Here is a 22,236-nt window from a genome sequence, read left to right as displayed (position 1 = left end):
TCGGCCTCGACTTGAACACGGCGTTCCTGGCGGCCGCGGCCCGGCTCACGGTCGGCCGGTCACCAACCGGGGACGCCATCGGGCTGTTGGAACTGCTTCTGCCGGCCGCTCCCGGCGAGGACATCCTTGATGAGGTCGGGGAAGCCGCCCATGTCCTGGCCTACATCGTGATCGCCAACGAGCGATTCACCGACTTCTACACCTGGGGCAAACGTTCCAGACCGCCCACCCTCGCAGCGGAGATCCAGTACCAGCTGCTCCCCCTGTCGCTGTCGTGCGAGGCCGCGCAGTTCACATTGTGCGGGAGCCTGGAGCCCTCCGGGGACCTCAGCGGCGACACCTTCGGCTACACCCTGGACCGGGACACGCTGCACGTGTCCGTGACCGACCCCATGGGCCACGACATCGACGCCGCCCTGGCCGCCACGGTCCTGGTGAGCGCTCGGCGCGGCGCCCGCCGCGCCGGAGCCGACCTGGCCGAACAGGCCCACCGCGCCGACCAGGCACTGGTTGATGCTGACGTCCGCGGTCCGTGACGCTGCCGGCGGCAGGCTCGAAGACGATGCCACCGTGATGTGCCTGGACTGGCACGGCCCCCAGGAGGCCCAACGACACGTCAGCTCCGGCGCGGACGCCCAACAAGCCTCAGCCGGCCGCGCAAAGCAGCAGCCGTGACCACAGTGCTCTCCCGGGCAGTGCCGGGCTGCCGCTGAGTGGCACGCGTCGCGCCTCTTCCTGGAAGCCCGACTTGCCGCCCTTCCCCGGCCGCTGCGGACGGACCCGAATGAGACATCACGAGGTGTCTGGAGAACCGTCCCATTTCGGCTCGCCTGCCCATCCCGGCCGTAGGTCGGGCGTGGTGAGCATCGGCTCGGGCAGCGTCCAGGTCACCCCGGATCCCTTCCACCTGGCGGTGCATTGCGTCCCGCCGCCGAACGAGGGCAGGGTCGTCCGGCGTGTGGTGTGGGCTCTGGTGTGGCCTCACCACGGCTCACACCGGGTGAGCGCACTGCCTTCATCCGGCCGTTGCGCAGTCCCACCGGACTGATTGCGCAGGCCGGTGCGCATGGGCTGCGCAACGCTGCGACCTGCCATGGTCGGGCCTGTGGTCGGGGTACGGCAGTGCGCAGTCCCTGCGCGTCGCCGGGCGTGGTTGCCGTGACCGGGGCTTGTCGACGCCTTGCGCAGCGGCTTGCTGCGCAACTGGCCGGTCCGGGACGTCGGTTGCTCATCGGGCGGCCCGGTGTGTGCTGTCGCCTGCGCACCCGCGGTGCGACGCGGTGCTCTGCCTCAGGCGGGCGCGCCGTTCGGCTCGTCCTCCGGTTCGGCCTCTGGGTGCGTGGCGACCACCGCGTCGGCGGACGCCGTTGTGCAGAGCGCGACGTCGACGGTCCCCTCGGGCGCAGGGCGGCTGAACGCCTTGGGTGCTGTGCCGTCGAAGCTGTTCCCGCACACGGTCATCGCCCATTTCTACAGCGAGCGGCCGCGGGCAGCAGCCTGCATCCCCGGTTGTTGGCTTTGACACCTGGGTTGTAGTCCGTCGGGTGGAGGGTCCTCGTCTTGTGTGTGTTTTCCCTTTAGCCTGGGCGGCAGCCGTCGAAGGGAGGCCGCCATGTCGGATAAGCCGATGGGCTCGCTGGGTACGGAGATGCGGGAGGTCACATTCCCGGACCAGTCCTGCGGGATCATCCTGGTGCAGGCGGGGACCCCACAGGACGAGGCCGATGAGATGGCCGCACGCGTGTGGGCCGAGCTGCCCAAAGGCTAGGGCCGCGAGGGAGTACCTGGAGAAGGCTGTCGAGGCGGCGTAGAGAGCGGCGGCGACCGCCGCGTTTGCCTCTTCGCTGCCCGCCTGGGGGTCATGGTTCTTGTCGGCGGCGGTGGTCCGCTTCCTGGAGGGCCCTCTTGTGTGTTTCTGCGGCTTCAGGGGGCCGGCCTGCGCGGGCGCTGAGGTCGGCGGCCAGCAGTCTGTTGAGAGCACTGGGGTTGGTGCTTTCGGTGTACTCGAGCATGTGCAGGAGGGCTGTGAGCTCGCCCTGGCGGAGGTACAGGTGGGTCAGGGGGTCGGAGGCGCGGGAGACGAGCGCCCGGCGCACGCGGTTTTCGTAGGCGCACCTGTGCAGGTCGGCGAAGCGGATCTGGGGTTCCTCGAACAGGTAGGGCTGGGCGGGAAGGTAGGGGGCCAGGCTGTCCAGCAGCGTGGGGAAGTCGTGGCCCTCCTGTCGGTAGGACGGCTGTTCGCCGCTGCCGGCCCCGCCCGGGTCGAGACGGAAAGCGTCGACGAAGGCCGTGACGAGCCGGGGCTCGGGAAGCAGGCCGGCTCCGGGCCACCGGACACCGGACAGGTACCGGTCCTCTTTGTCGGCCGTGTAGAGACACCAGCCGGACGTGCCCGCCCAGTGGAGCCCGCAGTCGCCCCCGCCATGCCGGTCCTGGAATGCCTGCGTGAACGAGATGCCGGCCTCGACGTCGAGGTACTCGCCGTCCGTGTCGCGCCAGGGACCGCAACTCTGAATCCCGGTCACCGGCAGATCCGCTTCCAGGAGGCACTCGGCGACAGCAGCGGCGTAGTGGCCCGCCCGCCTCGCGAGCTCAGCTGACATCTGGGGGCTCGGTTCGCTGGCCACGGAACTCTCTCTCCGCTGTCGGGATCGGACGGTGACGTCGCCATAGATCGTGCCGGGCCGGATCGGCGTCCGGCGCAGCGGGCGCCCGGCAGCCCGTCCCGGCTCGCGTCCACGGGGTACGACGGCCGGTGAGGGTACCGACCTGAAACCGGCGCGGCTCGCACTGCTCCCTGTGTTGCGCCGCGGCGGTGCCGGGGGAGCGGCCGTGGTTGTTCGAGCTCGATTACCTTCTCACGGGCCGTGCGGAAATCTATGTTGGCTGGAGTAGACATTGGGCGGTGGCTTGGTTATGGTTTCTCTCGTAGCCAGGAAGACAGCAGGACCCGGCAGACACGAACTGCCAGGTAGCAGCATGTAGTTGCAGTGCGCAGGACGGTGCGGTGGTGGAGTTTCGGAGCCAGGGTTGTTGCAGGACGGCGACGGGGCTGACAACCGGACCGGGTGGCCCGCAGTGATCAGGGGCCGCCGTGAGCAGGACCGCAGTGGCACCACCCGTAAGTGCAGTTCGTGGTACCCAGCAGTGAAGTCAGTAAGCGGTACCTCGGTGAAGGCGTCGGCTGCGGGCGCGCGCACCGGGAGGTTCGGCAGTGGGGTTCTAAGCCAGAGCAGATGCAGGACGGGCGACGGGGCTGGCTGCCGAAGAGTGGCGCTGTGACAGGCCACTGTGCGGTTCGCATCACCAGCAGTACGCAGTTCCCGTTTGGTAAGTGATTGATCCCAGAGGGATGGAACGGAGGAGCCGAGCGCCATCAGGATCGCCCGGGCGTGAGTGTTGAGCCCGGGTACCGCAGGACATCGATAGTGAGGTGGTCTCCGGTCGAGCAACCGCGATCCCCGCATTCCCCGTCCTCTCCCGGGCGGGCGTGCGGAAACAGAAGGCCGGCGCGATATCAGGGCCGGCAGATGGTGTAGCAGTTCCTTCGGGGCCCTGGCGCAACGAGCGCCGGGGCCCCTCCACGCGTTCCACAGAGAGGTGCGATGACAGCAGACGACTCGTACGGCCGTCTCGACGACGACGACTACCCCGCTTACACGATGGGCCGGGCCGCCGAGATGCTCGGCACCACCCAGGGCTTCCTCCGCGCCATCGGCGAAGCCCGCCTCATCACCCCGCTGCGCTCCGCCGGCGGACACCGCCGCTACTCCCGCTACCAACTGCGCATCGCCGCCCGCGCCCGCGAACTCGTCGACCAGGGCACACCGATCGAGGCCGCCTGCCGCATCGTCATCCTCGAAGACCAGCTCGAGGAAGCCCAGCGCATCAACGCCGAACACCGCCGCGCCGCCGAATTGTCGAACCCAACAGCCGCGGCTTGAGATAGGGCGCGCGCCTGCCTGTCCTCGGCGGTCCTGCGCGCCTGGTCCAAGTCGTGACGTGTACCCGTTTCCTCTGGTGACGGGGTGTTGTGAGCCTGTAGCGTCTGGGTCAGCTGTCGTGGTTCGGAAGTTCCCTTTACCCCCGCCTTTGGGGTGGGTGTTTTTTGCTGTGCTGTGCCGCAGGAACCAGGGCGATCACCTCCGCCTTCCACATGGAGTGGGAGGCGTTCATCGACTGGAAGGCATACGACATGGCTACGGGAACTGTGAAGTGGTTCAACGCGGAGAAGGGCTTCGGCTTCATCGCCCAGGACGGCGGCGGCCCGGATGTCTTCGCCCACTACTCCGCGATCAACTCCTCGGGCTTCCGTGAGCTCCAGGAGGGACAGGTCGTGACGTTCGACGTCACCCAGGGCCAGAAGGGCCCCCAGGCCGAGAACATCAACCCGGCCTGACCCTCGCCGCAGCCGGCGGGATCTGAGGCGTACCGAAGCAGGGCTGCGCAGCTGTCGCTGCGCAGCCCTGCTCTGTGTCGAGACTGTAGTCCGGCCAACGCACCCCGCGGTGGGGCGAACGGCACTCACATCATTGCGCTCGCTACACCCGCCGCATCCCGGCCTTGGACAGCTGCTCGACCCGCTCCGGCGCCAGCGTCGCGGCCCGGGGGCACTGGTTCCCGAGACACGTACCCGAGCTTTGGCTGTACGGCACACAGTTCCTGGCCTCGCCGTCGTTCGACGTACGTGCGCGGCACTTTCAGGTGTCCCTCTCCTCGTAGCGTGAAGACCGTAACTGCAGGGGAAGTTGGGAGTCATGGCGGAGAAGCGACGGAAGTTCGATCCGGAGTTCCGTGAGGGGGCTGTGCGGATCGTCACGGAGACCGGCAAGACGATCGCCGAGGTCGCCGAGGACCTGCACCCGTACACAAGCCGAATGGTCCAGCTGACCTGGGCGGGAAGAGCTGACCGTCGGTCGTTCTAGGCCAGGGAGCCGGTCGACAACAGTCCTGCCGCCTGCAGATAGGCGGCCGTGTCCGCGTGGGTGTCGAAGAACAGATCCGCGGGATGCAGACCGTCCCGGTCATGCGTTGAAGTGAACCCAGCGACCCGACACCCTGCCGCCTTCCCGGCAGCCACTCCGGCCGGCGCGTCCTCCACGACCAGACAGGCTGACGGATCCAGGCCGAGAGCGGCGGCCGCCTTCAGATAGCACTCGGGCGCAGGCTTGGCTTGCACCACATCGCCCCCATAGACGTGAACCCGCGGCAGGGGAAGGTCAGCCGCCGCGAACCGGGCATGCACGGATACCCGGTCGCCCGAGGTCACGATGGCCCAAGCGTCTCCGGGCAGTCCCAACAACAGCTCGACGGCGCCGTCGACCGCCGGAAAGGCATGCTGCTGCTCCAGGAGCTGGTCGAGCACCAGGCGCTCCTGCGACGGATCCAGTTCCGGCGCCGCAAGCCGCACCGTGTCCTCTGGACGCCGACCAAAGGTCAACGGCCAAACAGCATCGGCGTTCAGGCCCCGCAGGCCCGCCCAGGCGTCCCACACACGCCGATGCGCCTCCGTCGAGTCGAGCAGGACTCCGTCCACGTCAAACAGCACCGCACCCAGCGTCATGATTCCTCTCCCTCGAACCCCTGGGCTGAAGATCGTCCAAGGACGGACGCCCCTCGCAGTGACATCCAATCTCATCGACATCGATCATGACGACTGACCCCGGATGACTCCCCAACCCGTGTCCGCTGTCATCCAATCGAGGCGTTTGACAGCGAACCCAGTCGTTTCGCCTTCCTTGCCAGCGAACCTAGTCGTACGAGGTGACGTGCTGGGGGTGCTGGGGGTGCTGGGTGGCCGTACCGGTCAGGGTGAATCTTGCGGAGCCGTACGTCGAGCTGTCGTACGTGGATGCCGTACGCGAGCGTCGGCGACGTCCGCTGCTGGACTGTGCGACGTCCCGGTTCGAGGACGTGGCTGCGGTACGGCCGTTCCGGTGGTCGCGTGGTGAGCGTCACTTCTCGGGCTGGTACTGGGCGGCGACGACCGGTCGGCATGTCGGGTTCGAGTCATGGCTGGAGCGGGACCGGCTGCTGCTGATGGACTTCGATCCCAGGGTGGTGGGGATCGCCTCGCAGCCGTTCTGGCTGTATTGGCACGACGGCGAGCGTGAGCGTCGGCACGCTCCGGACTACTTTGTGCGCCGCGCGGATGGTTCGGCGGTGGTCGTCGATGTCCGCGCTGATGAGCGGATCGACCCGAAGGACATGGAGGCGTTCGAGGCGACACGCATGGCCTGCCACCAGGCCGGATGGGGCTTCGAGCGGGTCGGGGTGCCGGATGCGGTGCTGCTGGCGAATGTGCGGTGGCTGTCGCGCTACCGGCACCCGCGGTGTCTGCGTGGCCCGGTCGTGGACCGGCTGCGGGAGGTTCTCGCGGCTCCGGTCCCGTTGATGGCCGGCGCCGATGCCGTCGGCGACCGGCTTGAGACGCTTCCCGTCTTGTTTCATCTCCTCTGGCTCCAGGAGGTGGCCGCCGAGGGACTGGCGGTCGAGTTACTGGGGCCGTCGACCATCGTGCGCCTGGCGGACGGAGGTGGCCGGTGACGGGGAGAGGGCGGCGGGTGCCTCCGACGGGCAGGATCGCGGAGTTCCCGCAGACCGCCGCTGAACAGGCCCGCTGGTGGGAGAGGCACATTCTGGAGGTGCTGGACGGCTTGCCGCCGGATGCTCCTGCGGGGACGGCGCCACGGCCGGAGTTCGATCCGCAACGGAACTCGCTGGCTCAGCGGGAGCGGGCCAAGGCTGCTGAGTTGACGGCGGCGGGGCACGCGATGTCGGCCAGCGGGATCAAGCAGCGGCGCCAGCGCTACCAGCGCGACGGGCTGGTCGGACTGGCCGACGGCCGGTCGGCCAAGCAGATGCCGTCCTTCGGCCGGATCTCTCCGGCGGTGGTCGAGGCGATGCGGGAGGCGATCGAGGAGACCGCCGAGGCGTCGTCGAAGACGATCGGCTTCGTGGTCTGGCGGACGACACAGATCCTGGCCGCGCACGAGGACGCGGAAGGTGTCGAGGTGCCGTCCGAGCGCACGCTCTACCGGCTGTTCGACAGGCTGGCCACCGGCACTCATGCGACGGGATCGGCGACCACGCGCCGTTCGGTGAACGCGCGTCCGGCTGGCCCGTTCGGGGAAGTGCCGGCCTGCGCGCCGGGCGAGTGGATGCAGATCGACTCCACGCCGCTGGACGTCCTGGTGCGTCTCGACGACGGCATCGCCGAGAAGGTCGAACTGACCGCCATGATCGACCTGGCGACCAGGTCACTCGCCGCTGCGGTGCTGCGGCCGACGACGAAGGCTGCCGACGCTTCTGCCCTTCTGGCCCGGAGCATCACCCCGGAGATGATGCGTCCCGGCTGGTCGGATGCCCTGCGGATGTCGAGGTCGGTGATGCCGCACCGTCGGCTGCTGGCTTTGGACGAGCGGCTGGAGCACGCAGCTGCGCGGCCGGTGATCGTGCCGGACACGATCGTCTGCGACCACGGCAAGGTCTTCATCTCGAACAACTTCCGCGCGTCCTGCCGCTACTTGGGCATCAGTCTCCAGCCGACTCACAAGGCGTCGCCTTTCGAGAAGGGTGCGATCGAGAAGACGCTGGGTTCGGTGGCCACCTTGTTCGCACAGTTCGTCGCGGGTTACACCGGCCGGTCGGTGGACCGCCGGGGGCGGGGCCTGGAGAACGGACCGCTGTGGTCCCTGCCCGAACTCCAGGGTCTGTTGGACGAGTGGATCGTCATCTGGCAGAACCGCCCGCACGACGCGCTGCGGGATCCGGACTCACCGAAGCGCGCGTTCACGCCGAACGAGAAGTACGCGATGCTGCTGGAGTCGTGCGGCTACGTTCCGGCCCCGTTCAGTGGCGAGGACTACGTCGAGTTGCTGCCCGAACGCTGGCAAGCGATCAACTCCTACGGCATCCGGATCAACCACCGCACATACGACGACGGTGAGCTGACCCCGTTGCGTCGCCAGCACTCCGGGGTGGTGGAGAAGAAGGGTCTGTGGGAGATCCACTACGACCCCTACGACGTCTCCCGGATCTGGGTACGCGACCGCCGCAGCGAACCGGCCCGATGGATCACGGTGTTCTGGAAACACCTGCACCGCGTCGGCGTCCCGTTCGGCGAGATGGCCTGGGACCACGCTCGCGAACAGGTCCCGGGCGGGACCGAGGAACAGATCGCCGAGGCCGCCGCTGCCCTGCTGCGGCGGGCCCACGACGGCCCCGCCGCTGAGAATGACCGCCCGGCCACACGCTCGAAGCGGGACCGGCGCGTCGCCGCCCGCACCCGGGCCACTGTCACCGATCGGCCGGTCCCTGAACCGACGGCGGCCGAGCCCGTGCCCGACGACGAGGCCGGCACCGAGATCGCGAAGGTCATCCCGCTGGGCCTGTTCGATCCGCTCGCCAATCCCTGGAGGCGCACGTGACCCTTTCCCAACCGGCAGTCCGGCACACCGCGTTGAGCGAGGTCGATGCCGAGACCAACCGGCAGCTGACCACACTGGACGGGTGGCGGAAGTTCATCGAGAACCCGCCCGCGCCTCCAGTTCTGTTGTCTCCTGACGCGCTGAGGCGTCTGTCCCGGACCGAACGGGACCTCTACGACGATGACCGGCTCGACCATCATGCCCGGATGCTCGTGGTCGCCACCTCGTTCGTCGAGAAGACGGTCACCTGCGGCCGGCGGCTCGTTCTGCTCAACCGGCACGCGATCAGTGCACGTCGCGGCCTGATTGTTTCCGGCCTGCCCGGAACCGGCAAGACAATCGCAATCACCCAGCTGGGCCGGGCCCACGAACTCCTCGACCGGGCCCGGCACCCGAACGTCCCGGACCGCATCCCGGTGCTCTACATCACCGTCCCGCCCGCCGCGACCGCCCGCATGGTCGCAGCCGAGTTCGCCCGCTTCCTGGGCCTGCCCGTCCGGTCCCGGCTGAACATGACCGACATCATCGAGGCCGTGGTCGGCGTCTGCACCGACACCCGCACCGGCCTGGTCCTGGTCGACGAGATCCACAACATTTCCCAGACCACCCGGTCCGGCGCCGAAGTCTCCGACACCCTGAAGTACTTTTCCGAGCGCATTCCCGCGACGTTCGTCTACGCGGGCATCGGCGTCGAGGACAGCGAGCTTCTGGCCGGAACCCGCGGAGCCCAGATCGCGGGCCGCTTCACACTCGTGCCCACCCGCCCGTTCCCTTACGGAGCCGAGTGGAAAGGGCTGGTCGCCACCCTGGAGAACACCCTGCTGCTGCACGGTCACCAGCCCGGCAGCCTGGTCAAACTCGACCGCTACCTCCACAACCGGGCCGACGGCATGATCGGAGCCCTGTCCCACGCAATCCGCGGGGCCGCGATCGACGCCATTCTCAGCGGCACCGAACGCGTGACGAAGGAAGCGATCGACGCAATCCCCCTGGATCATGCCGCAGAGACCGCGGCGTCCCCGCTCAAGAAGGCGGCCCGCAGGTGACCGAGGCCCAGGAACAGCGGCTGCACCAGCTTCCCGTCCAGATCAGGCCGCGTCCTGGAGAACCTACCGACTCCTACATCCGGCGCCTCGCCCGCGCCAACCACCTCAAACCCAGCTACCTGCACGGCTTTCTCACCGGCTCACCGAACTGGTTCGGGAAACCCCGCCTCGAACGTCTTGCAGCCCTGACCGGACGCCCGCCCGAACAACTGGAACACGTCCTGGCCGATGCCAGTTCCCCCCGCCGGCGCCGCAAGCCCGGCCCGAACCCCACACCGGTCAAGAAACCCAACAAGAGAGAGCTTTACCGACGCATCCGGCACGACGCTGAGACCGAAGGGCTCTCATTGAGATCCCTGGTCAGACGGCACAACGTCACCTGGCGGACCGTCCGAGCCGCCCTGGACAGCCTCGAACCCCGACCCCGCAAACCTCTACCACGTCGGCCGACCGCCATCGATCCAGTCCAGCACCTCATCGACTCCATGATCGAATCCGGTCACGGCCGCCCCAGGGATATCTGGGTGAAACTCATGGATGAGCACGAGACCTCGATCTCCTACGGCACTATCAGGCAATACGTCCAGGACCGCGAACCTCGACGTCCACGTCGCAGGACTTCCTTGCCAACCAATCCAGTCCGCCCAGGTCACCAACCCGCAACCGACTAACTTCGTTGTCCAAAGACAACCCGCATCGAAACGACATCCACAGCCAGGCTCTGGTCCACTTCTTGTGGAGTTGACCTGCCCTTAGGTAGCTGCGGATGACGTGAGGTTCCGACTGCAATGCCACGCCTGGCGGGGCCATGAGGCGGTTGGTTTCCCACTCAGCCGTAGGTAGCCGTCTTTAGGGTGTGCATCAGAGAGGTCCACTGATCGTCCCGGAGGTGTCATGCCCTTGCAGATGAAGTTGAGCGCGATAACCCTCGACTGCCCGGATCCGCAGGATTTGGCGACGTTCTATCAGCAGGCCACAGGTCTGGAACTTCATCCCAAGTCGAACGCTGACTTCGCCGGGACTGTAAGAAAAACGGTGTAACTCCGATCATGGAAGAGTGCACCTGTGACCAGCGAGAACATAGCCAAGCCGTCTGAGGCGGGGGCCGCGTCGGCGGCTGTGGATGACCGTTTCCTGAACGAGCTCGTGGCCCGGGCTCAGGCCGATGGCCTGCAGTTGACGGGTGAGGGCGGTCTGCTCCAGCAGCTGACGAAGCGGTTGCTGGAGTCGGCTCTCGAGGGCGAGATGACAGACCATCTCGGCTATGACCGGCACGATCCGGCCGGGAAGAAAGGCGGTAACTCCCGCAACGGCAAAAGGTCCAAGACGGTCGTCACGGACGTGGGCCCGGTCGACATCGAGGTGCCCCGGGACCGGGAGGGCGGCTTCGAGCCGCAGATCGTGAAAAAGCGTCAGCGGCGGCTGACGGGTGTCGACGAGATGGTGCTGTCTCTGTCGGCGAAGGGCCTCACGCACGGGGAGATTTCCTCGCACCTGGCCGAGGTCTATGGCGCCGATGTGTCGAAGCAGACGATCTCGACGATCACGGATTCGGTGATGGAGGGCATGGCGGAATGGCAGGCCCGCCCTCTCGACCAGGGCTTGATCAAGTTCCGTAGGTGTCTGGTTCGGTTGTGATGCCCAGGATGTGGAGTGCTCGTTCGGGTTCGTTTCGAATCGCTCGGGTGGTTTTGGCGATGTTGTCGGATCCGAGGGTCTTCAGGACGCCGATGGCGAGGTTGCGGAGGGTTGCCATGGCGCGGGGTGCGGTGCCGGTGTGGACGGTGGAGGCGTCTTCGGCGAAGGTGACGTCCCTGATGTGGTGTGAGGAGTTCTCGATCCCCCAGTGCCCGCGGATCGCGGTGGCAAGGCCGGCGGGGCCGGTCTGGTGGGCGTCGAGGCTGGTGACGGCGTAGAGGCTCTCCCGGGTCTCGCGCTGGCCGGTTTGCTTGCGGCGGCGGTGGACACGGATGGCCAGGCGGCCGTGGGGAAGGAGATCCCGCCGAGTTCGTCCGGGACGGCGCAGGTCTTGATCGAGCGGGACTCGCGCCTGCCGTGCCCGGTGGTGGAGGCGGTGTGCTGGACGGGAATATCGCGCCACGGCAGGTCCGCGAGCTGGCTGTGGGCGGTCGGCTGGTTGGTCTTGATCACGGCGATGTAGTGGGCCTTCTTCGTCTCGACCAGCCAGGAGACGTTCGCCTTGACCGAGTGCAGCGCGTCGAAGGTGACGACGGTGCCGGCCAGGTCCAGCGGTGCCAGGAGCGGTTGGAAATGTGTGGTTTCGTTCGTCTTCGCGCCCACTTCCACCTGCGCGAGGGTGACGACCGGGGCGTGGGTGACCGCGGAGAGCAGATGCCGGCGCTTCGCGGTCAGACGGGCTGATCCCTTGAGTGTCTTGCCGTCGACAGCGATCACACACGGCCGCCCGGACGCCGAGGGCGATGGCCTGTGGGCCGGCTCGGTGGCGACGCGGTGCCGGTCGGCGAGGTAGGCGCCCACCGCCCGGTCCAGGGCGTCACCGTCAACGGTCCCCAGCACCCGGCCGATCGTGGCCGGTGACGGAGTGCGTCGCCAGCCGAGCAGGTGACGCCGGATCCCGATCACTACCAGGAGTGCGTTCGAGGCGCGCTGGCCCCACTCGGCGAGTTCCTCGATGCTCCTCGCTCCCGACACGGCCGCACAGGCGCACACCAGCAAGATCGCGGTCAGTGAGTACCAACGGCCCCGCCGCGAGCGCGGATCGGGCACCGCATCGAGGTAGGAACGCAGATCGGCGACCTGACCGGCGTCCAGCGGACCCAGCCTCATCAGCACGGCAGGGACCGGAGAAGATATTGCAGCAGGCACGGGCCACCTCGTGATCATCGGGCGTAGGAACCACAATGATCACGAAACCCGTGCCTGCCCTGCTATCCACCCCAACCGACGACAGCCCGGCCAACCCTCACCACCCCGGAACTTGCAGCCGCCCTGCTCTCGACCGCGTCTACCCGGTCGTCTTCATCGACTGCATCAACGTGAAGATCCGCGAGGGCCAGGTCGCCAACAGGCCGATATACTTGGCCTTGGCGGTCACGGCCGAGGGGCACCGCGACGTCCTGGGACTGTGGGCCGGCGGTGAGGGAGGCGAAGGTGCCAAGCACTGGCTCCGCGTCCTGACCGAGCTGAAGAACCGCGGCGTCGAAGACGTTCTAAATCTGAACCCAGAAACCAAACCGGTTACACCGTTTACTGGACAGACCCCCTGCTGGCTCAACCTCCAAGAAGGCTGGTGGCGCATCTTCCGCAAGGCCGCCCTCGCCGGCCGATCCTTCGCCAACCCCAACGACATCGCGTACGCCACCACCCTCGCGACCAGCCAACTCAACTCCCGCGCAAAGCCATGGATCTGGGGCAGGCCGGCACCCCAAACCCGACAACTGCGACGCCGATATGTGTACAGAGTTTGAGGAATCCAGCACTAGCACAGTGCCGTAGATACGGCCCTTGCGCTGGGCGTATTCGTCCACGCCGACCACGCGGGGCATGGCGATGGGCGGGTCCGGCAGCGAGGTGATCAGCCTCAGCAGGGTGTTCCGGCTGACCGGTACCCACCGTGCGGGACGGTCTTGGCCAGGCGGACAGTGCTATGTGGACCCCTCCGGCAGCCGCACCGACTCACCGGGCATCCGCCCCGAGGTCGTCCAGCGGGCCGCCCACACCGAAGAACGCTCCTACGGCTCCTCCGCCACCGGCGGCCAGCACGCAGCCGACTTCGCCCGCCGCGTCGACGCCGCGGCAGGCGACGCCACCGCAGCCATCCACCAATGGCTCGTGGAAACCGGACGCATCCGCCCCGACCACATCATCCACCTGGAAGTACGTACCTGGCGTGCGCGCTGAGCCTGCCGCTGTGCCACACGACTGCAGGGTTGCGAAGGGCGCGGCAGGCCTGCTCCAAGAGCACCGGACTGCTGAGTTTCGCAGTCGGGGAACCGGTCTGCGATCGCAGCCGAACCCGCCCTGTCCAGGTTGGGTTCATCTGCCCGCCGGTACTTCGGTCGGTGCCGCACCGAGGCTGGGCCCGGGGGCAGCACCACCGGAGGTCCCACGGACGCTCAGCCGGCTGCGGGTTCCTGGGTGGCCGGGGCGGTGTAGAAGACGGACGTGCCCTGCTTGTTGCGGTGGGCGTGGTTCTTGGCGACCAGTCCTTCGAGGGTGGTGCGTACGACCGTGGTTTTCACCGTGCGGTCGGGGTGGGCCTGGGTGAGGGCGTCGGAGATCTCGGCGGCGGAACGCGGTTCGCTCTGCTGCTTCAGGTAGCCGCGGATCACCTCGACGAGGGTCGGCTCGGCGGCCGGTTTGGGCGCCTTCGGGGACGAGACCTTGGCGGGGGACTGCTTCGGCGCTACTTGCTTCGGTGCGGTCTTCTTGGATGCCGTGGTCGTCGCGTTCGTGGCAGCCGTCTTCTTCGGCCTGCCCGGCTTGGATGAGGCAACGCCCTGGTGAGGTACGGAGGACACGGTTGCGGTGGCCGCCTCGGCAGCTGGGCTCGCACCGCCCAGTGCTTGCTGCAGGTTCACCAGCACAGTGTGGTCATGCTGCAGTGCAGCCAACTGCTCCTGCAGGGCCTGGATCTCCCCGCCGATACGGTCCTGCTCCTTGGTGTTGCGCTCGAGGTCGCCGGTCACCTGGGCGGCGTACTGCGATGTCAGTTCCGTGGTGCGGTCCTTGACTTCAGACATGGCACGAGCCTTTCTGACAGTCCGCGGGCACAGCGATCGAGGAGGGTGCCATGTTCGCAAACCGATAGGTAGGTATCCCATCTGAGATGACTGAATCACCCGCAGGGCACAACTACTGCGGTGTGCAGCAGTCTAGAGATAGTACGCACGAGTGAATCCGGATGTTCGCAGTGCGTGATACTTCACCCGCTTCCCCACCGTGAACAGCTGAAAGATGCGAGCCGCGTCCGGCTGACTGCCTGTCCCTGCTGAACAGCTCTGCCGGTCACCCTGACCTGCGAAGACAGATCCCGAACGACGCCTTCGGTATTCCGACGGCAGTACCAGCCGACAGTCGGCAGCCGGTCAAGGGATTTCCTCTGCCTGGTTGGGTGAATGGCCACCCGAACGTGCGAGCACACCCATGCTGCACTGACTGATGTGAGACCGGCCAGTGCTACTGCGGTCATACCTACAACGAAGCAATCGCTTTCCCTCAGCCGGTACCCGCACCTACCGCATCGGTGGCTCGCCACCGATCTGTCAACGGCACACGGAGACCGCCGATCCGAGACCGGGCCGGAACCGCCGCTGCTCGTCGGACCGTCGGGTCTGCGCGGAGCCGCTGCACGCTCTGCACGAGCGTGTGTAAGCAGCCGAAGGCGATCACATCGTCGGCCTCGACGTGACGAGTTGATACCCGGATCGGGTATGTACGGCTGGAAAGGACAAGCGGCAGCATGGAGCCATGGACGCCCCGAAGGCAGAGACCAGAACGTTGACGCGGTCAGCCACACGGATGTCAGCAACGACCAACTCGGCCAGCGAGAGAGTGGGCTCAATGACCCGAGGACCCCAAGAACAGGAAGAACACACAGAGTGCCGGAGTTCGCACGAGAGGGGCGGCTGTTCCGCGTGGTCAGCTTCGCGGCGTCACACCGGCAGCTGCTGCTGCGCAGCGACGCCCTCGCCGTCGACGCGACGGACACCCGCGTCGAGGTGTACTTCGGCCATGTGGAGCTCATGCCGCTCAAGCCCATCTACGAGAAGGGCATCCACGTCCGCCGGGCGACAGACGCAGAGTTCGCGGTGCTGAAGGAGCGCCATGACCTCCCCGCAGACGATGCGGCCTTCACCTGGATGATCGAACCGGACGGAGACAGCTTCGTCGTCTCCGGCGATCCCTCCTGGCGCGAGGCAGACCGCAAGTTCGAGGACCCGTCCCTGTTCGACTTCAGCCGGCCCTGGCCCCCGGACTTCCCCGTGGAGCACGGCACCATCGGCTGACGCGGATGACACGCCGGGGGCGCCCCTGCCATAAGGGGCGCCCCGGCGCCGCACGACAGAGATGATGCGCCCGGAACCAGGACCTGGATGGGACGCGGCAGGCGCGCCGTAGTCGAAGCACACGGCGTCGGCTCCACCGAGCCGGCTGGTCTTGTCGGTGGTGTGGTGCACGACCTCCCGGACGCTTCGAGACGGTAGCGGCTGCAGAAGAAGACCGCCTCGGCGGCGCCGTCGGCGAGGGCGTGCCGAGGTGACCGGCTGAGGTCGCTGGGGTACGGGCGGAGTTGCGGTAGTACCGTGTGGCGCGATATGCCCCTAGGGCGCAAACTCGGCACCCGGATGCAGCGCATCCACCACCCCCACGACGGTGGCGCCGACGTTTTCCTCGAGCCCTGGCGCAACTGCGAATAGGAGCCGGAGCCGTCGCAGGTGATCCGAAGCGCGGTGGTTGTCAGCAAGGCACGCCCCGGCGGGCAGACTACGCACATGCAGCTCCCCGCCGAAGCCGTTACTGCCACCGCGCTGATCGAGGTCGTACGGATCTCCGCTCTTCCCACCAGACGGGACGACCCATACCCCGGCACGGTGGTTGCCCACTGGGCCGGGGACGAAGCTGCCGACGCCCTGGCCTTGATCGAGAGCCTGCCCGGTAGTGAACAGCACCGCTGCGGCTTCTCGCCTGGTTGGAGCGTCCGGGCGTACGACAACTCTCTCGATCTGGCGCTGTTCGAGGCGGCGTTCTGCTTCACCTGCCATGAGGTCCGCTTGCAGGGACCGGCAGTGCTGCCCGATCTGGCCACGCAGTTCTTCAACCCGGGAGCCTTGCCGGCCCAGTCCCTGCTGTCTCTCTTCCGCAAGGCAGGTCTATAGCCGACCGACTGGAAGAGCGTCACGCCTCGACCAGGTGACATGGAGGCTGCCAATTGACCTGTTCACGGGGCCAGGGATCAGTGTTTGTTAAAGCGATCCCATAACGGCTTTGATGGCGGATATGACCGGTGCTCCCACTTCTCCGACGACCGCGGCAATGCCCGCGACTTGCTGCAGCAGAATCCGCATGCGTCCAGGGTGTGGGTTCGAAGCGAGTTTCTGGGGCCCGCCATTCCGCGTCTTCGCCCCCAGCGAGATCACCGCGCTCGACGAGGTCGTGCAGCAGGAGATCACGGCGCAGAGGCACGGCGATTCGTTCCGGGCGGTAGGCGATGCGAACCTCATGCGTTCCTCGGCAATCTCGAATCTCGCAGGATCGCCGGGACCCTCCAATCCGGCGGAGATCCCTGGCTATCGCGTACCGAGCCGTAACGTCTGGCAGGGCGATGGCCCGTCCGGTTGTTCCGAGCGACGGATCGAAGGACGCCCGTTCCCGCAGTCATCACGGCCGGAACAGGTATGCCGCGTTCAGGCATGTGGCAGTAGCCGTTCGATGCCGGTCTCCAGTGACGGTTCACCTGCCCGGGGCGGGTTCGCACCGGCGACGGAACAGGTCAGGGCTGCGACGCGGGCGGCGAAGGCGCAGGCTTCGGTGACGTCTTGGAGGCTCAGCCGGTCGAGCCGCCCGCCCAGGTGGCCAAGTGCGGCGAGTCGGTGCAGCAGGCCCGCGGTGAAGGAGTCGCCGGCGCCGACGGTGTCGACGACGTTGACGGCCGGAGCCGGGACGGTGACGCGAAGGCCGTCGAGGGAAGCGAGCGCGCCGCGTGAGCCGAGGGTGATGACGACGAGGCGTGCGCCGGCGGCGTGCCAGGTGTCGCAAGCCTCTTCAGGGCTGGCGCCAGGGAGGAGCAGGGCGAGGTCGTCCTCGCTGAGGCGGAGGATGTCGGCGAGGGCACACCAGCGTGGGAGCCGTTCGCGGTAGGCGGAGGGCGGTACGAGCAGGGGTCGGACGTCGGGGTCGATGGACACGGTGACGTGCTCGTGTGCCTTGGCGAGGTGGTCTTCGATGCGGCTGCCGCCGGGTTGGCGTATCAGTGCCAGGGAGCCGGTGTGCAGGCAGACGGTGCCGTCGGTTGGGTGGCGGAGAGTTCGTCGGCGGTCCACTGCCAGTCGGCGGTGCTGTCGGCGTGGAAGGTGTAGGTGGCCTGGCCGGTCTCGTCGAGGGTGGCGACGGCGAGGGTGCTGGGCTCGGGGGCGGTCACGCTGCCGCTCAGGTCGACGCCGGAGTCGCTGAGGCGGCTGCGGAAGAGCGTGCCGAAGACGTCATGGGAGAGCCGCCCGAGGAAGCGCGTGGGAGTACCGAGCCGGGCAAGGGCGACGGCGGTGTTGGCGGGGCCGCCACCGGGCAGGGCGCGCAGGGCGAGTTCGCTCGGGCCGGACAGGGCGGGGTCGGTGAAGGCGTCGGCGACGCACTCACCGAGGACGGTGACACCGCTGGGGGACTCGAGTCGAGCCATGGGACGGTCTGCCTCTCTGGGAAAGCGCGCGGGACTGCCGCGGTCCGCGCATGGGCTTTGGTGGCCGGTGCCAGGCGGCCCGGGCGTACGTACGGGTGAAGGGACACCGCACGGTGGCCTGATGCAGCCCACGCCTAGGTATTGACATGCCGTGTGAAACGCCCGTAACTTCCTGGCAACCTACCACTAACGCGCGTTATTAAAGCGCGAAACTAGAGGCCATGTCGCGCCTCCTGTGGCTTACAGGACACGAGAAGGAGCCACGGGCGAGACGCGCCGTGTGGTCATGAGCGAGGGTGCGGGTGCCTCGCTGGCCACGGTCTCCTACGTCTCCAGAAAGGGACACCGAGCATGGAGCATCGCCATCTGGGCGGCAGCGGCATGCTGGTCAGCGCCATCGCCTACGGGAACTGGGTCACCCATGGCTCGCAGGTCGACCAGGACGCGGCCACGGCCTGTGTACGCGCCGCTCTCGACGCCGGCATCACGACCTTCGATACCGCCGACGTGTACGCGGGGAACCGGGCGGAGGAGGCACTGGGCGCCGCCCTCAAGGGCGTGCGCCGTGAGGGTGTCGAGATCTGCACCAAGGTCTACTTCCCGACCGGCCCGGGCAAGAACGACCGCGGCCTGTCCCGCAAGCACATCATGGAGTCGATCAACGGCTCGCTGCGCCGCCTGGGCACGGACTACGTGGACCTCTACCAGGCTCACCGCTACGACTACGCCACTCCACTCGAGGAGACGATGGAGGCCCTGGCCGATGTCGTCCACGCGGGCAAGGCGCACTACATCGGCGTCTCGGAGTGGAAGCCGCAAGAGATCAGGGCCGCGGCGCAGCTGGCCCGGGAGCTGAAGATCCGTCTGGTGTCCAACCAGCCGCAGTACTCCCTGCTGTGGCGTGTGATCGAGCCGGAGATCGTCCCCGTCTGCCAGGAGCTGGGCATCGGCCAGATCGTGTGGTCCCCGCTCGCCCAGGGCGTACTGACCGGCAAGTACAAGCCGGGAGCGCAACCGCCGTCCGGGTCCCGTGGCACCGACACGAACGGTGGCAGCGACGCGGTGGCCGGATGGCTGCGCGACGAGGTCCTCGCCCGGGTCCAGGAACTGGTTCCGCTCGCTGCCGAAGCAGGCATGTCGCTGGCGACCCTGAGCCTGGCGTGGGTGCTGCGCAACACGAATGTCTCCGCGGCCATCGTCGGAGCATCCCGCCCCGAGCAGATCGCTGAGAACGCCAAGGCGGCGGACGTCACGCTGGACGACGCGTTGGTCAAGCGCGTCGACGAGATCCTCGATCCCGTCATCGAGCGCGACCCCGAGCGCATCGACGTGTTCGCCAAGCGGCCCTGAGTCGCATCCCTCGGCGCGCTCGCCGGTGAGTCACAGCCATGCCGTGACCTTGGCCGTCTCGCGCGATGTCGCTGGCACCGAGGAGGCGTCTGGCTCCCAGCCCTCTCCGTTACCGACGATGTATTGACATGCCGCATAAGGCGGCCGTAACTTCCCAGCAACACTGAAGTAACGCGCGTTATTAAAGCGCGAAACCGGAGGGGCCACAGCGCACCTCCACCGACCGAAGGGGACTGAAAGTGGCCACCAACAAGACGCAGCGCGTGACCATGAGCGATGTGGCTCAACGCGCGGGTGTCTCGCGGACCACGGTCTCCTTCGTCCTCAACGACAAGCCCGGCGCAACCATCCCTGACGAGACCCGTCGACGGATCCTGAAGGCGATCGACGAGCTCGGCTACCGGCCCAACGCCGGGGCGCGCGCGCTGGCCGCCAACCGCAGCGGCTGGTTCGGTCTGATCACCGAGATCGTGACCGGCCCCTTCGCGGCGGAGGTGATCACGGGCGCGCAGAGCCGTGCCTGGGGTGACCGGAGGTTCCTGCTGATCGCCGCGAGCGAGGGCGATCCCGCTCAGGAGGCCGCCGCGCTCGACCAGATGCTGGAGCACCGCGTGGAAGGGCTGCTGTACGCCACGACCTGGCACCGGGCCGTCAGCCTGCCGAAGGCCGCCCGCGAGGTGCCGACGGTGCTCGTGAACTGCTACGACGCGGCAGGAGAGCTGCCGTGCATCCTGCCCGACGAGGTGTCCGGCGGACACAAGGCGACCCGCCGGCTCCTGGACGCCGGTCACACCCGCATCGGGTTCATCAACCTCGACCCGGCGATCCCGGCCGCCATCGGCAGGCGCGACGGGTACGAACGTGCCCTGCGCGAGGCCGGGATCACCCCCGACCCCTCCCTCGTCATCCCCGGCTGGGCCACCGCGGACGGCGCCTACACCGCCGCCTGCGAACTGCTGGACCGTCCGGCCGCCGACCGGCCGACCGCCCTGTTCTGCGGCAACGACCGGATGGCGATGGGTGCGTACGACGCGATCAAGGAACGTGGACTGCGCATCCCGCACGACGTGGCCGTGGTGGGGTTCGACAACCAGGAACTCATCGCCGCCTACCTGCGGCCGAAGCTGACGACGCTCGCCCTGCCCTTCGAAGCCATGGGCACCAAGGGCGTCGACATGCTCGCCGCCCTCGCAGCGGGGCAGCCGCTCGACACCCACCGGGTGACGATCGACTGCCCGCTGCTCGAACGCTCGTCGGTCTGACTGCGAATCAGTCCGCCGAGTAATCCCATCCCGTCTTCGTCCTGTGTGTTGAAGAGAGGAAAAGAGTCTCCATTATGGCACCTTCCATCGCCCCGCGGCGGCTTCGGCCCGCCCTGAGAGCGGTCACCGCGACCGCCGCCGCAGCCCTGGTCCTGTCCGCCTGTACGGGTGGCTCGGGCGCCGCCGGCGTCGGCGACACCTCCGGCAACCAGCTGCTCACCATCCCGCGCGAGGACCTGGCGACGTTCACGCGCAACTTCAACCCGCTCTCCCCGCAGGCCGCCCCCATGACCCTCCAGGCGGTCTACGAGCCGCTGGCGGTACACAGCATGGCGGATGCCAAGGACACGCCGTGGCTGGCCACCAAGTGGGAGCAGGCCAAGGACGGCAAGTCCCTCACCTTCACGCTGCGCGACGGCGTCAAGTGGTCGGACGGCCAGGCGCTCACCGCCGACGACGTCGTCTACACCTTCGAGCTCCAGAAGAAGGTGCTCGGTGGCTTCGACTACCTCGACACGGTCACCGCGGTCGACGCCCACACGGTGAAGTTCTCTTTCAACAAGGCGTTCTCGACCGCGTTCTACGAGATCAGCGGCCACTACATCCTGCCGAAACACATCTGGTCCGACGTGAAGGACCCGGCGAAGTTCACCAACCCGAACCCGGTCGGCACCGGCCCGTACACCAAGATCGAGAAGTTCCAGAGCCAGTCGTACGAGCTGCGCAAGAACCCCGACTACTGGCAGCCGGACAAGCAGCAGATCGCCGGCATCCAGATGCTCGCCTTCTCCGGCAACGACAGCGCCAACATCGCCTTCACCAACGGCGAGGTGGACTGGACGCAGTCGTTCATCCCGGACATCGAGAAGTCCTTCATCGCCAAGGACAAGAAGCACAACCACTACTGGTTCCCGGCCACCGGCGCCATGATCAACTGGCAGCTGAACACGACCAAGGCGCCGTTCAACGATCCGGCCGCGCGCAAGGCGCTCAGCATGGCCGTCGACCGCGACCAGATCACCAAGGTCGCGATGAACGGCTACGCCGAACCCGCCGACTGCACGGGCCTGGCCCACACCTACGACAAGTGGCGTGACACGTCGCTGGCCGCCTCCTGCACCTGGACGAAGTACGACACCGACGCGGCAGCCAAGGCCCTCGACGCGGCCGGCTACAAGGAGAGCGGCGGCAAGCGGAAGCTGAAGAACGGCAAGAACTTCACCCTCGACATCTCCGTGGGCTCCGCCTCCTCCGACTGGATCTCCGTCGCCAACATCATCAAGCAGGACCTGGCGAAGGTCGGCATCACCGCCACCGTGAAGACGCCCGACTGGTCGGCGGTCTCGTCCTCGTACAACACCGGCACCTTCGACACCGGCATCGTGTGGAGCAACAACGGCGCCACCCCGTACGAGTACTACCGCGGCGTGATGTCGACCAAGATGGTGCAGCCGGTCGGCAAGCAGGCCACGGAGAACTACCACCGCTTCGGCGACAAGAAGGCCGACAAGCTCATCGACGCCTTCGCCGCCGCCACGGACGAGAAGACGCAGCGCGAGCAGACGAACGGCCTGCAGGAGCTGTACAACAAGGACGCGCCCGTTGTCCCGCTGTTCACCGGCCCCGAGTGGGGCGCGTACACGGACGCCCGCTTCACCGGCTGGCCCACCGAAGAGAACCCGTACGCCACCCTCGGCAACCGCAACGGCAGCACGATCCTCGTGCTCACCTCGCTGAAGCCTGTCAAGAGCTGACGCACGGATCGGCGGCCG

20 protein-coding genes and 4 pseudogenes are annotated in these 22,236 nt (G+C 67.5%); 18 read left to right on the top strand and 6 right to left on the bottom strand.

The window, feature by feature from the left end; translation table 11 throughout:
• Positions 1-11 precede the first annotated feature (11 nt).
• Positions 12-536: a SpoIIE family protein phosphatase gene (locus OHB41_RS01680; RefSeq protein ID WP_526024877.1), complete on the top strand. Its 525-nt coding sequence runs from the start codon at positions 12-14 to the stop codon at positions 534-536.
• A gap of 754 nt (positions 537-1,290) precedes the next feature.
• Here the strand turns inward: OHB41_RS01680 and OHB41_RS01675 are convergent.
• Positions 1,291-1,461, bottom strand: a complete 171-nt coding sequence (locus tag OHB41_RS01675; RefSeq protein WP_266696148.1) for a hypothetical protein — start codon at positions 1,459-1,461, stop codon at positions 1,291-1,293.
• A gap of 151 nt (positions 1,462-1,612) precedes the next feature.
• Here OHB41_RS01675 and OHB41_RS01670 point away from each other — a divergent pair, with 151 nt between their 5' ends.
• Positions 1,613-1,768, top strand: a complete 156-nt coding sequence (locus OHB41_RS01670; RefSeq protein WP_179436318.1) for a hypothetical protein — start codon at positions 1,613-1,615, stop codon at positions 1,766-1,768.
• A 91-nt stretch (positions 1,769-1,859) separates the two neighbouring features.
• Here OHB41_RS01670 and OHB41_RS01665 read toward each other — a convergent pair whose 3' ends face one another.
• Positions 1,860-2,627: a DUF6292 family protein gene (locus OHB41_RS01665; protein WP_266696147.1), complete on the bottom strand. Its 768-nt coding sequence runs from the start codon at positions 2,625-2,627 to the stop codon at positions 1,860-1,862.
• Positions 2,628-3,605: 978 nt separating this feature from the next.
• On the opposite strand from OHB41_RS01665, the gene OHB41_RS01660 reads away from it, so the two are divergent.
• From OHB41_RS01660 to OHB41_RS01650, 3 genes are all read left to right on the top strand, one after another.
• Positions 3,606-3,944 carry a helix-turn-helix domain-containing protein gene (locus tag OHB41_RS01660; protein WP_266696146.1) on the top strand — a complete coding sequence of 113 codons (339 nt, stop codon included), beginning with the start codon at positions 3,606-3,608 and terminating at the stop codon, positions 3,942-3,944.
• A gap of 251 nt (positions 3,945-4,195) precedes the next feature.
• Complete coding sequence (locus OHB41_RS01655) at positions 4,196-4,399, top strand: cold-shock protein (protein WP_008735947.1); 204 nt, start codon at positions 4,196-4,198, stop codon at positions 4,397-4,399.
• 358 nt (positions 4,400-4,757) lie between these two features.
• Positions 4,758-4,925 carry a transposase gene (locus tag OHB41_RS01650; protein ID WP_266696145.1) on the top strand — a complete coding sequence of 56 codons (168 nt, stop codon included), beginning with the start codon at positions 4,758-4,760 and terminating at the stop codon, positions 4,923-4,925.
• On the opposite strand, the gene OHB41_RS01645 is transcribed toward OHB41_RS01650, so the two are convergent.
• Entirely contained in the window at positions 4,922-5,563 is a 642-nt protein-coding gene (locus OHB41_RS01645; RefSeq protein ID WP_266696144.1) for an HAD-IA family hydrolase, read from the bottom strand. The two genes, OHB41_RS01650 and OHB41_RS01645, sit on opposite strands and share 4 nt — an antisense overlap.
• 230 nt (positions 5,564-5,793) lie before the next feature.
• Here OHB41_RS01645 and OHB41_RS01640 point away from each other — a divergent pair, with 230 nt between their 5' ends.
• The 6 genes and pseudogenes from OHB41_RS01640 to OHB41_RS01615 form a co-directional block, all read left to right on the top strand.
• Positions 5,794-6,546 carry a TnsA-like heteromeric transposase endonuclease subunit gene (locus tag OHB41_RS01640; protein WP_266696143.1) on the top strand — a complete coding sequence of 251 codons (753 nt, stop codon included), beginning with the start codon at positions 5,794-5,796 and terminating at the stop codon, positions 6,544-6,546.
• Between the two features lie 17 nt (positions 6,547-6,563).
• Positions 6,564-8,429: a Mu transposase C-terminal domain-containing protein gene (locus tag OHB41_RS01635; protein ID WP_526024876.1), complete on the top strand. Its 1,866-nt coding sequence runs from the start codon at positions 6,564-6,566 to the stop codon at positions 8,427-8,429.
• Entirely contained in the window at positions 8,426-9,475 is a 1,050-nt protein-coding gene (locus OHB41_RS01630) for a TniB family NTP-binding protein (RefSeq protein WP_526024875.1), read from the top strand. The genes OHB41_RS01635 and OHB41_RS01630 overlap by 4 nt, the downstream gene beginning before the upstream one ends.
• Entirely contained in the window at positions 9,472-10,146 is a 675-nt protein-coding gene (locus OHB41_RS01625; protein WP_266696142.1) for a TniQ family protein, read from the top strand. The genes OHB41_RS01630 and OHB41_RS01625 overlap by 4 nt, the downstream gene beginning before the upstream one ends.
• Before the next feature lie 223 nt (positions 10,147-10,369).
• Positions 10,370-10,495 (top strand): annotated as a pseudogene (locus OHB41_RS01620) (VOC family protein); the annotation flags it as partial.
• 99 nt (positions 10,496-10,594) lie between these two features.
• Positions 10,595-11,074, top strand: a pseudogene (locus OHB41_RS01615) (transposase); the annotation flags it as partial.
• A gap of 120 nt (positions 11,075-11,194) precedes the next feature.
• On the opposite strand, the gene OHB41_RS01610 reads toward OHB41_RS01615, so the two are convergent.
• A complete protein-coding gene (locus tag OHB41_RS01610; protein ID WP_266705580.1) occupies positions 11,195-12,283 on the bottom strand; it encodes an ISAs1 family transposase in 1,089 nt (362 codons plus the stop codon).
• A gap of 155 nt (positions 12,284-12,438) precedes the next feature.
• Here OHB41_RS01610 and OHB41_RS01605 point away from each other — a divergent pair.
• Together OHB41_RS01605 and OHB41_RS01600 are read left to right on the top strand one after the other, a co-directional pair.
• A pseudogene (locus tag OHB41_RS01605) lies at positions 12,439-12,675 on the top strand (transposase); the annotation flags it as partial.
• 325 nt (positions 12,676-13,000) lie between these two features.
• Positions 13,001-13,357: a hypothetical protein gene (locus tag OHB41_RS01600; RefSeq protein ID WP_266696141.1), complete on the top strand. Its 357-nt coding sequence runs from the start codon at positions 13,001-13,003 to the stop codon at positions 13,355-13,357.
• A 215-nt stretch (positions 13,358-13,572) separates the two neighbouring features.
• On the opposite strand, the gene OHB41_RS01595 is transcribed toward OHB41_RS01600, so the two are convergent.
• On the bottom strand, positions 13,573-14,199 hold the full coding sequence (locus OHB41_RS01595; RefSeq protein ID WP_266696140.1) for a hypothetical protein: 627 nt from the start codon (positions 14,197-14,199) through the stop codon (positions 13,573-13,575).
• Positions 14,200-15,057: 858 nt separating this feature from the next.
• Between OHB41_RS01595 and OHB41_RS01590 the strand changes: the two genes are divergently transcribed.
• Positions 15,058-15,465, top strand: a complete 408-nt coding sequence (locus OHB41_RS01590) for a hypothetical protein (RefSeq protein WP_266696139.1) — start codon at positions 15,058-15,060, stop codon at positions 15,463-15,465.
• A gap of 486 nt (positions 15,466-15,951) precedes the next feature.
• Complete coding sequence (locus OHB41_RS01585; protein WP_266696005.1) at positions 15,952-16,335, top strand: hypothetical protein; 384 nt, start codon at positions 15,952-15,954, stop codon at positions 16,333-16,335.
• 528 nt (positions 16,336-16,863) lie between these two features.
• On the opposite strand, the pseudogene OHB41_RS01580 reads toward OHB41_RS01585, so the two are convergent.
• Positions 16,864-17,852 (bottom strand): annotated as a pseudogene (locus tag OHB41_RS01580) (carbohydrate kinase family protein).
• A 351-nt stretch (positions 17,853-18,203) separates the two neighbouring features.
• Here OHB41_RS01580 and OHB41_RS01575 point away from each other — a divergent pair.
• From OHB41_RS01575 to OHB41_RS01565, 3 genes are all read left to right on the top strand, one after another.
• A complete protein-coding gene (locus OHB41_RS01575) occupies positions 18,204-19,202 on the top strand; it encodes an aldo/keto reductase family protein (RefSeq protein WP_266696138.1) in 999 nt (332 codons plus the stop codon).
• Positions 19,203-19,441: 239 nt separating this feature from the next.
• Positions 19,442-20,464, top strand: coding sequence for a LacI family DNA-binding transcriptional regulator (locus OHB41_RS01570; protein ID WP_266696137.1), 1,023 nt, complete (start codon positions 19,442-19,444; stop codon positions 20,462-20,464).
• Between the two features lie 74 nt (positions 20,465-20,538).
• Positions 20,539-22,218, top strand: coding sequence for an ABC transporter substrate-binding protein (locus tag OHB41_RS01565; RefSeq protein ID WP_266696136.1), 1,680 nt, complete (start codon positions 20,539-20,541; stop codon positions 22,216-22,218).
• Positions 22,219-22,236: the final 18 nt, after the last annotated feature.

The organism is Streptomyces sp. NBC_01571 (assembly GCF_026339875.1).
In the GTDB taxonomy this organism is placed as follows: domain Bacteria; phylum Actinomycetota; class Actinomycetes; order Streptomycetales; family Streptomycetaceae; genus Streptomyces.
This window is presented reverse-complemented; position numbering and strand designations above follow the sequence as displayed.

Bases quoted from the DNA above. Each gene is read 5' to 3' on its own strand.
- OHB41_RS01675 (WP_266696148.1), bottom strand. From the start codon at position 1,461: ATGACCGTGTGCGGGAACAGCTTCGACGGCACAGCACCCAAGGCGTTC.
- OHB41_RS01670 (WP_179436318.1), top strand. From the start codon at position 1,613: ATGTCGGATAAGCCGATGGGCTCGCTGGGTACGGAGATGCGGGAGGTC.
- OHB41_RS01660 (WP_266696146.1), top strand. From the start codon at position 3,606: ATGACAGCAGACGACTCGTACGGCCGTCTCGACGACGACGACTACCCC.
- OHB41_RS01655 (WP_008735947.1), top strand. From the start codon at position 4,196: ATGGCTACGGGAACTGTGAAGTGGTTCAACGCGGAGAAGGGCTTCGGC.
- OHB41_RS01650 (WP_266696145.1), top strand. From the start codon at position 4,758: ATGGCGGAGAAGCGACGGAAGTTCGATCCGGAGTTCCGTGAGGGGGCT.
- OHB41_RS01645 (WP_266696144.1), bottom strand. From the start codon at position 5,563: ATGACGCTGGGTGCGGTGCTGTTTGACGTGGACGGAGTCCTGCTCGAC.
- OHB41_RS01610 (WP_266705580.1), bottom strand. From the start codon at position 12,283: ATGAGGCTGGGTCCGCTGGACGCCGGTCAGGTCGCCGATCTGCGTTCC.
- OHB41_RS01600 (WP_266696141.1), top strand. From the start codon at position 13,001: ATGGCGATGGGCGGGTCCGGCAGCGAGGTGATCAGCCTCAGCAGGGTG.
- OHB41_RS01595 (WP_266696140.1), bottom strand. From the start codon at position 14,199: ATGTCTGAAGTCAAGGACCGCACCACGGAACTGACATCGCAGTACGCC.
- OHB41_RS01585 (WP_266696005.1), top strand. From the start codon at position 15,952: ATGCAGCTCCCCGCCGAAGCCGTTACTGCCACCGCGCTGATCGAGGTC.
- OHB41_RS01575 (WP_266696138.1), top strand. From the start codon at position 18,204: ATGGAGCATCGCCATCTGGGCGGCAGCGGCATGCTGGTCAGCGCCATC.
- OHB41_RS01565 (WP_266696136.1), top strand. From the start codon at position 20,539: ATGGCACCTTCCATCGCCCCGCGGCGGCTTCGGCCCGCCCTGAGAGCG.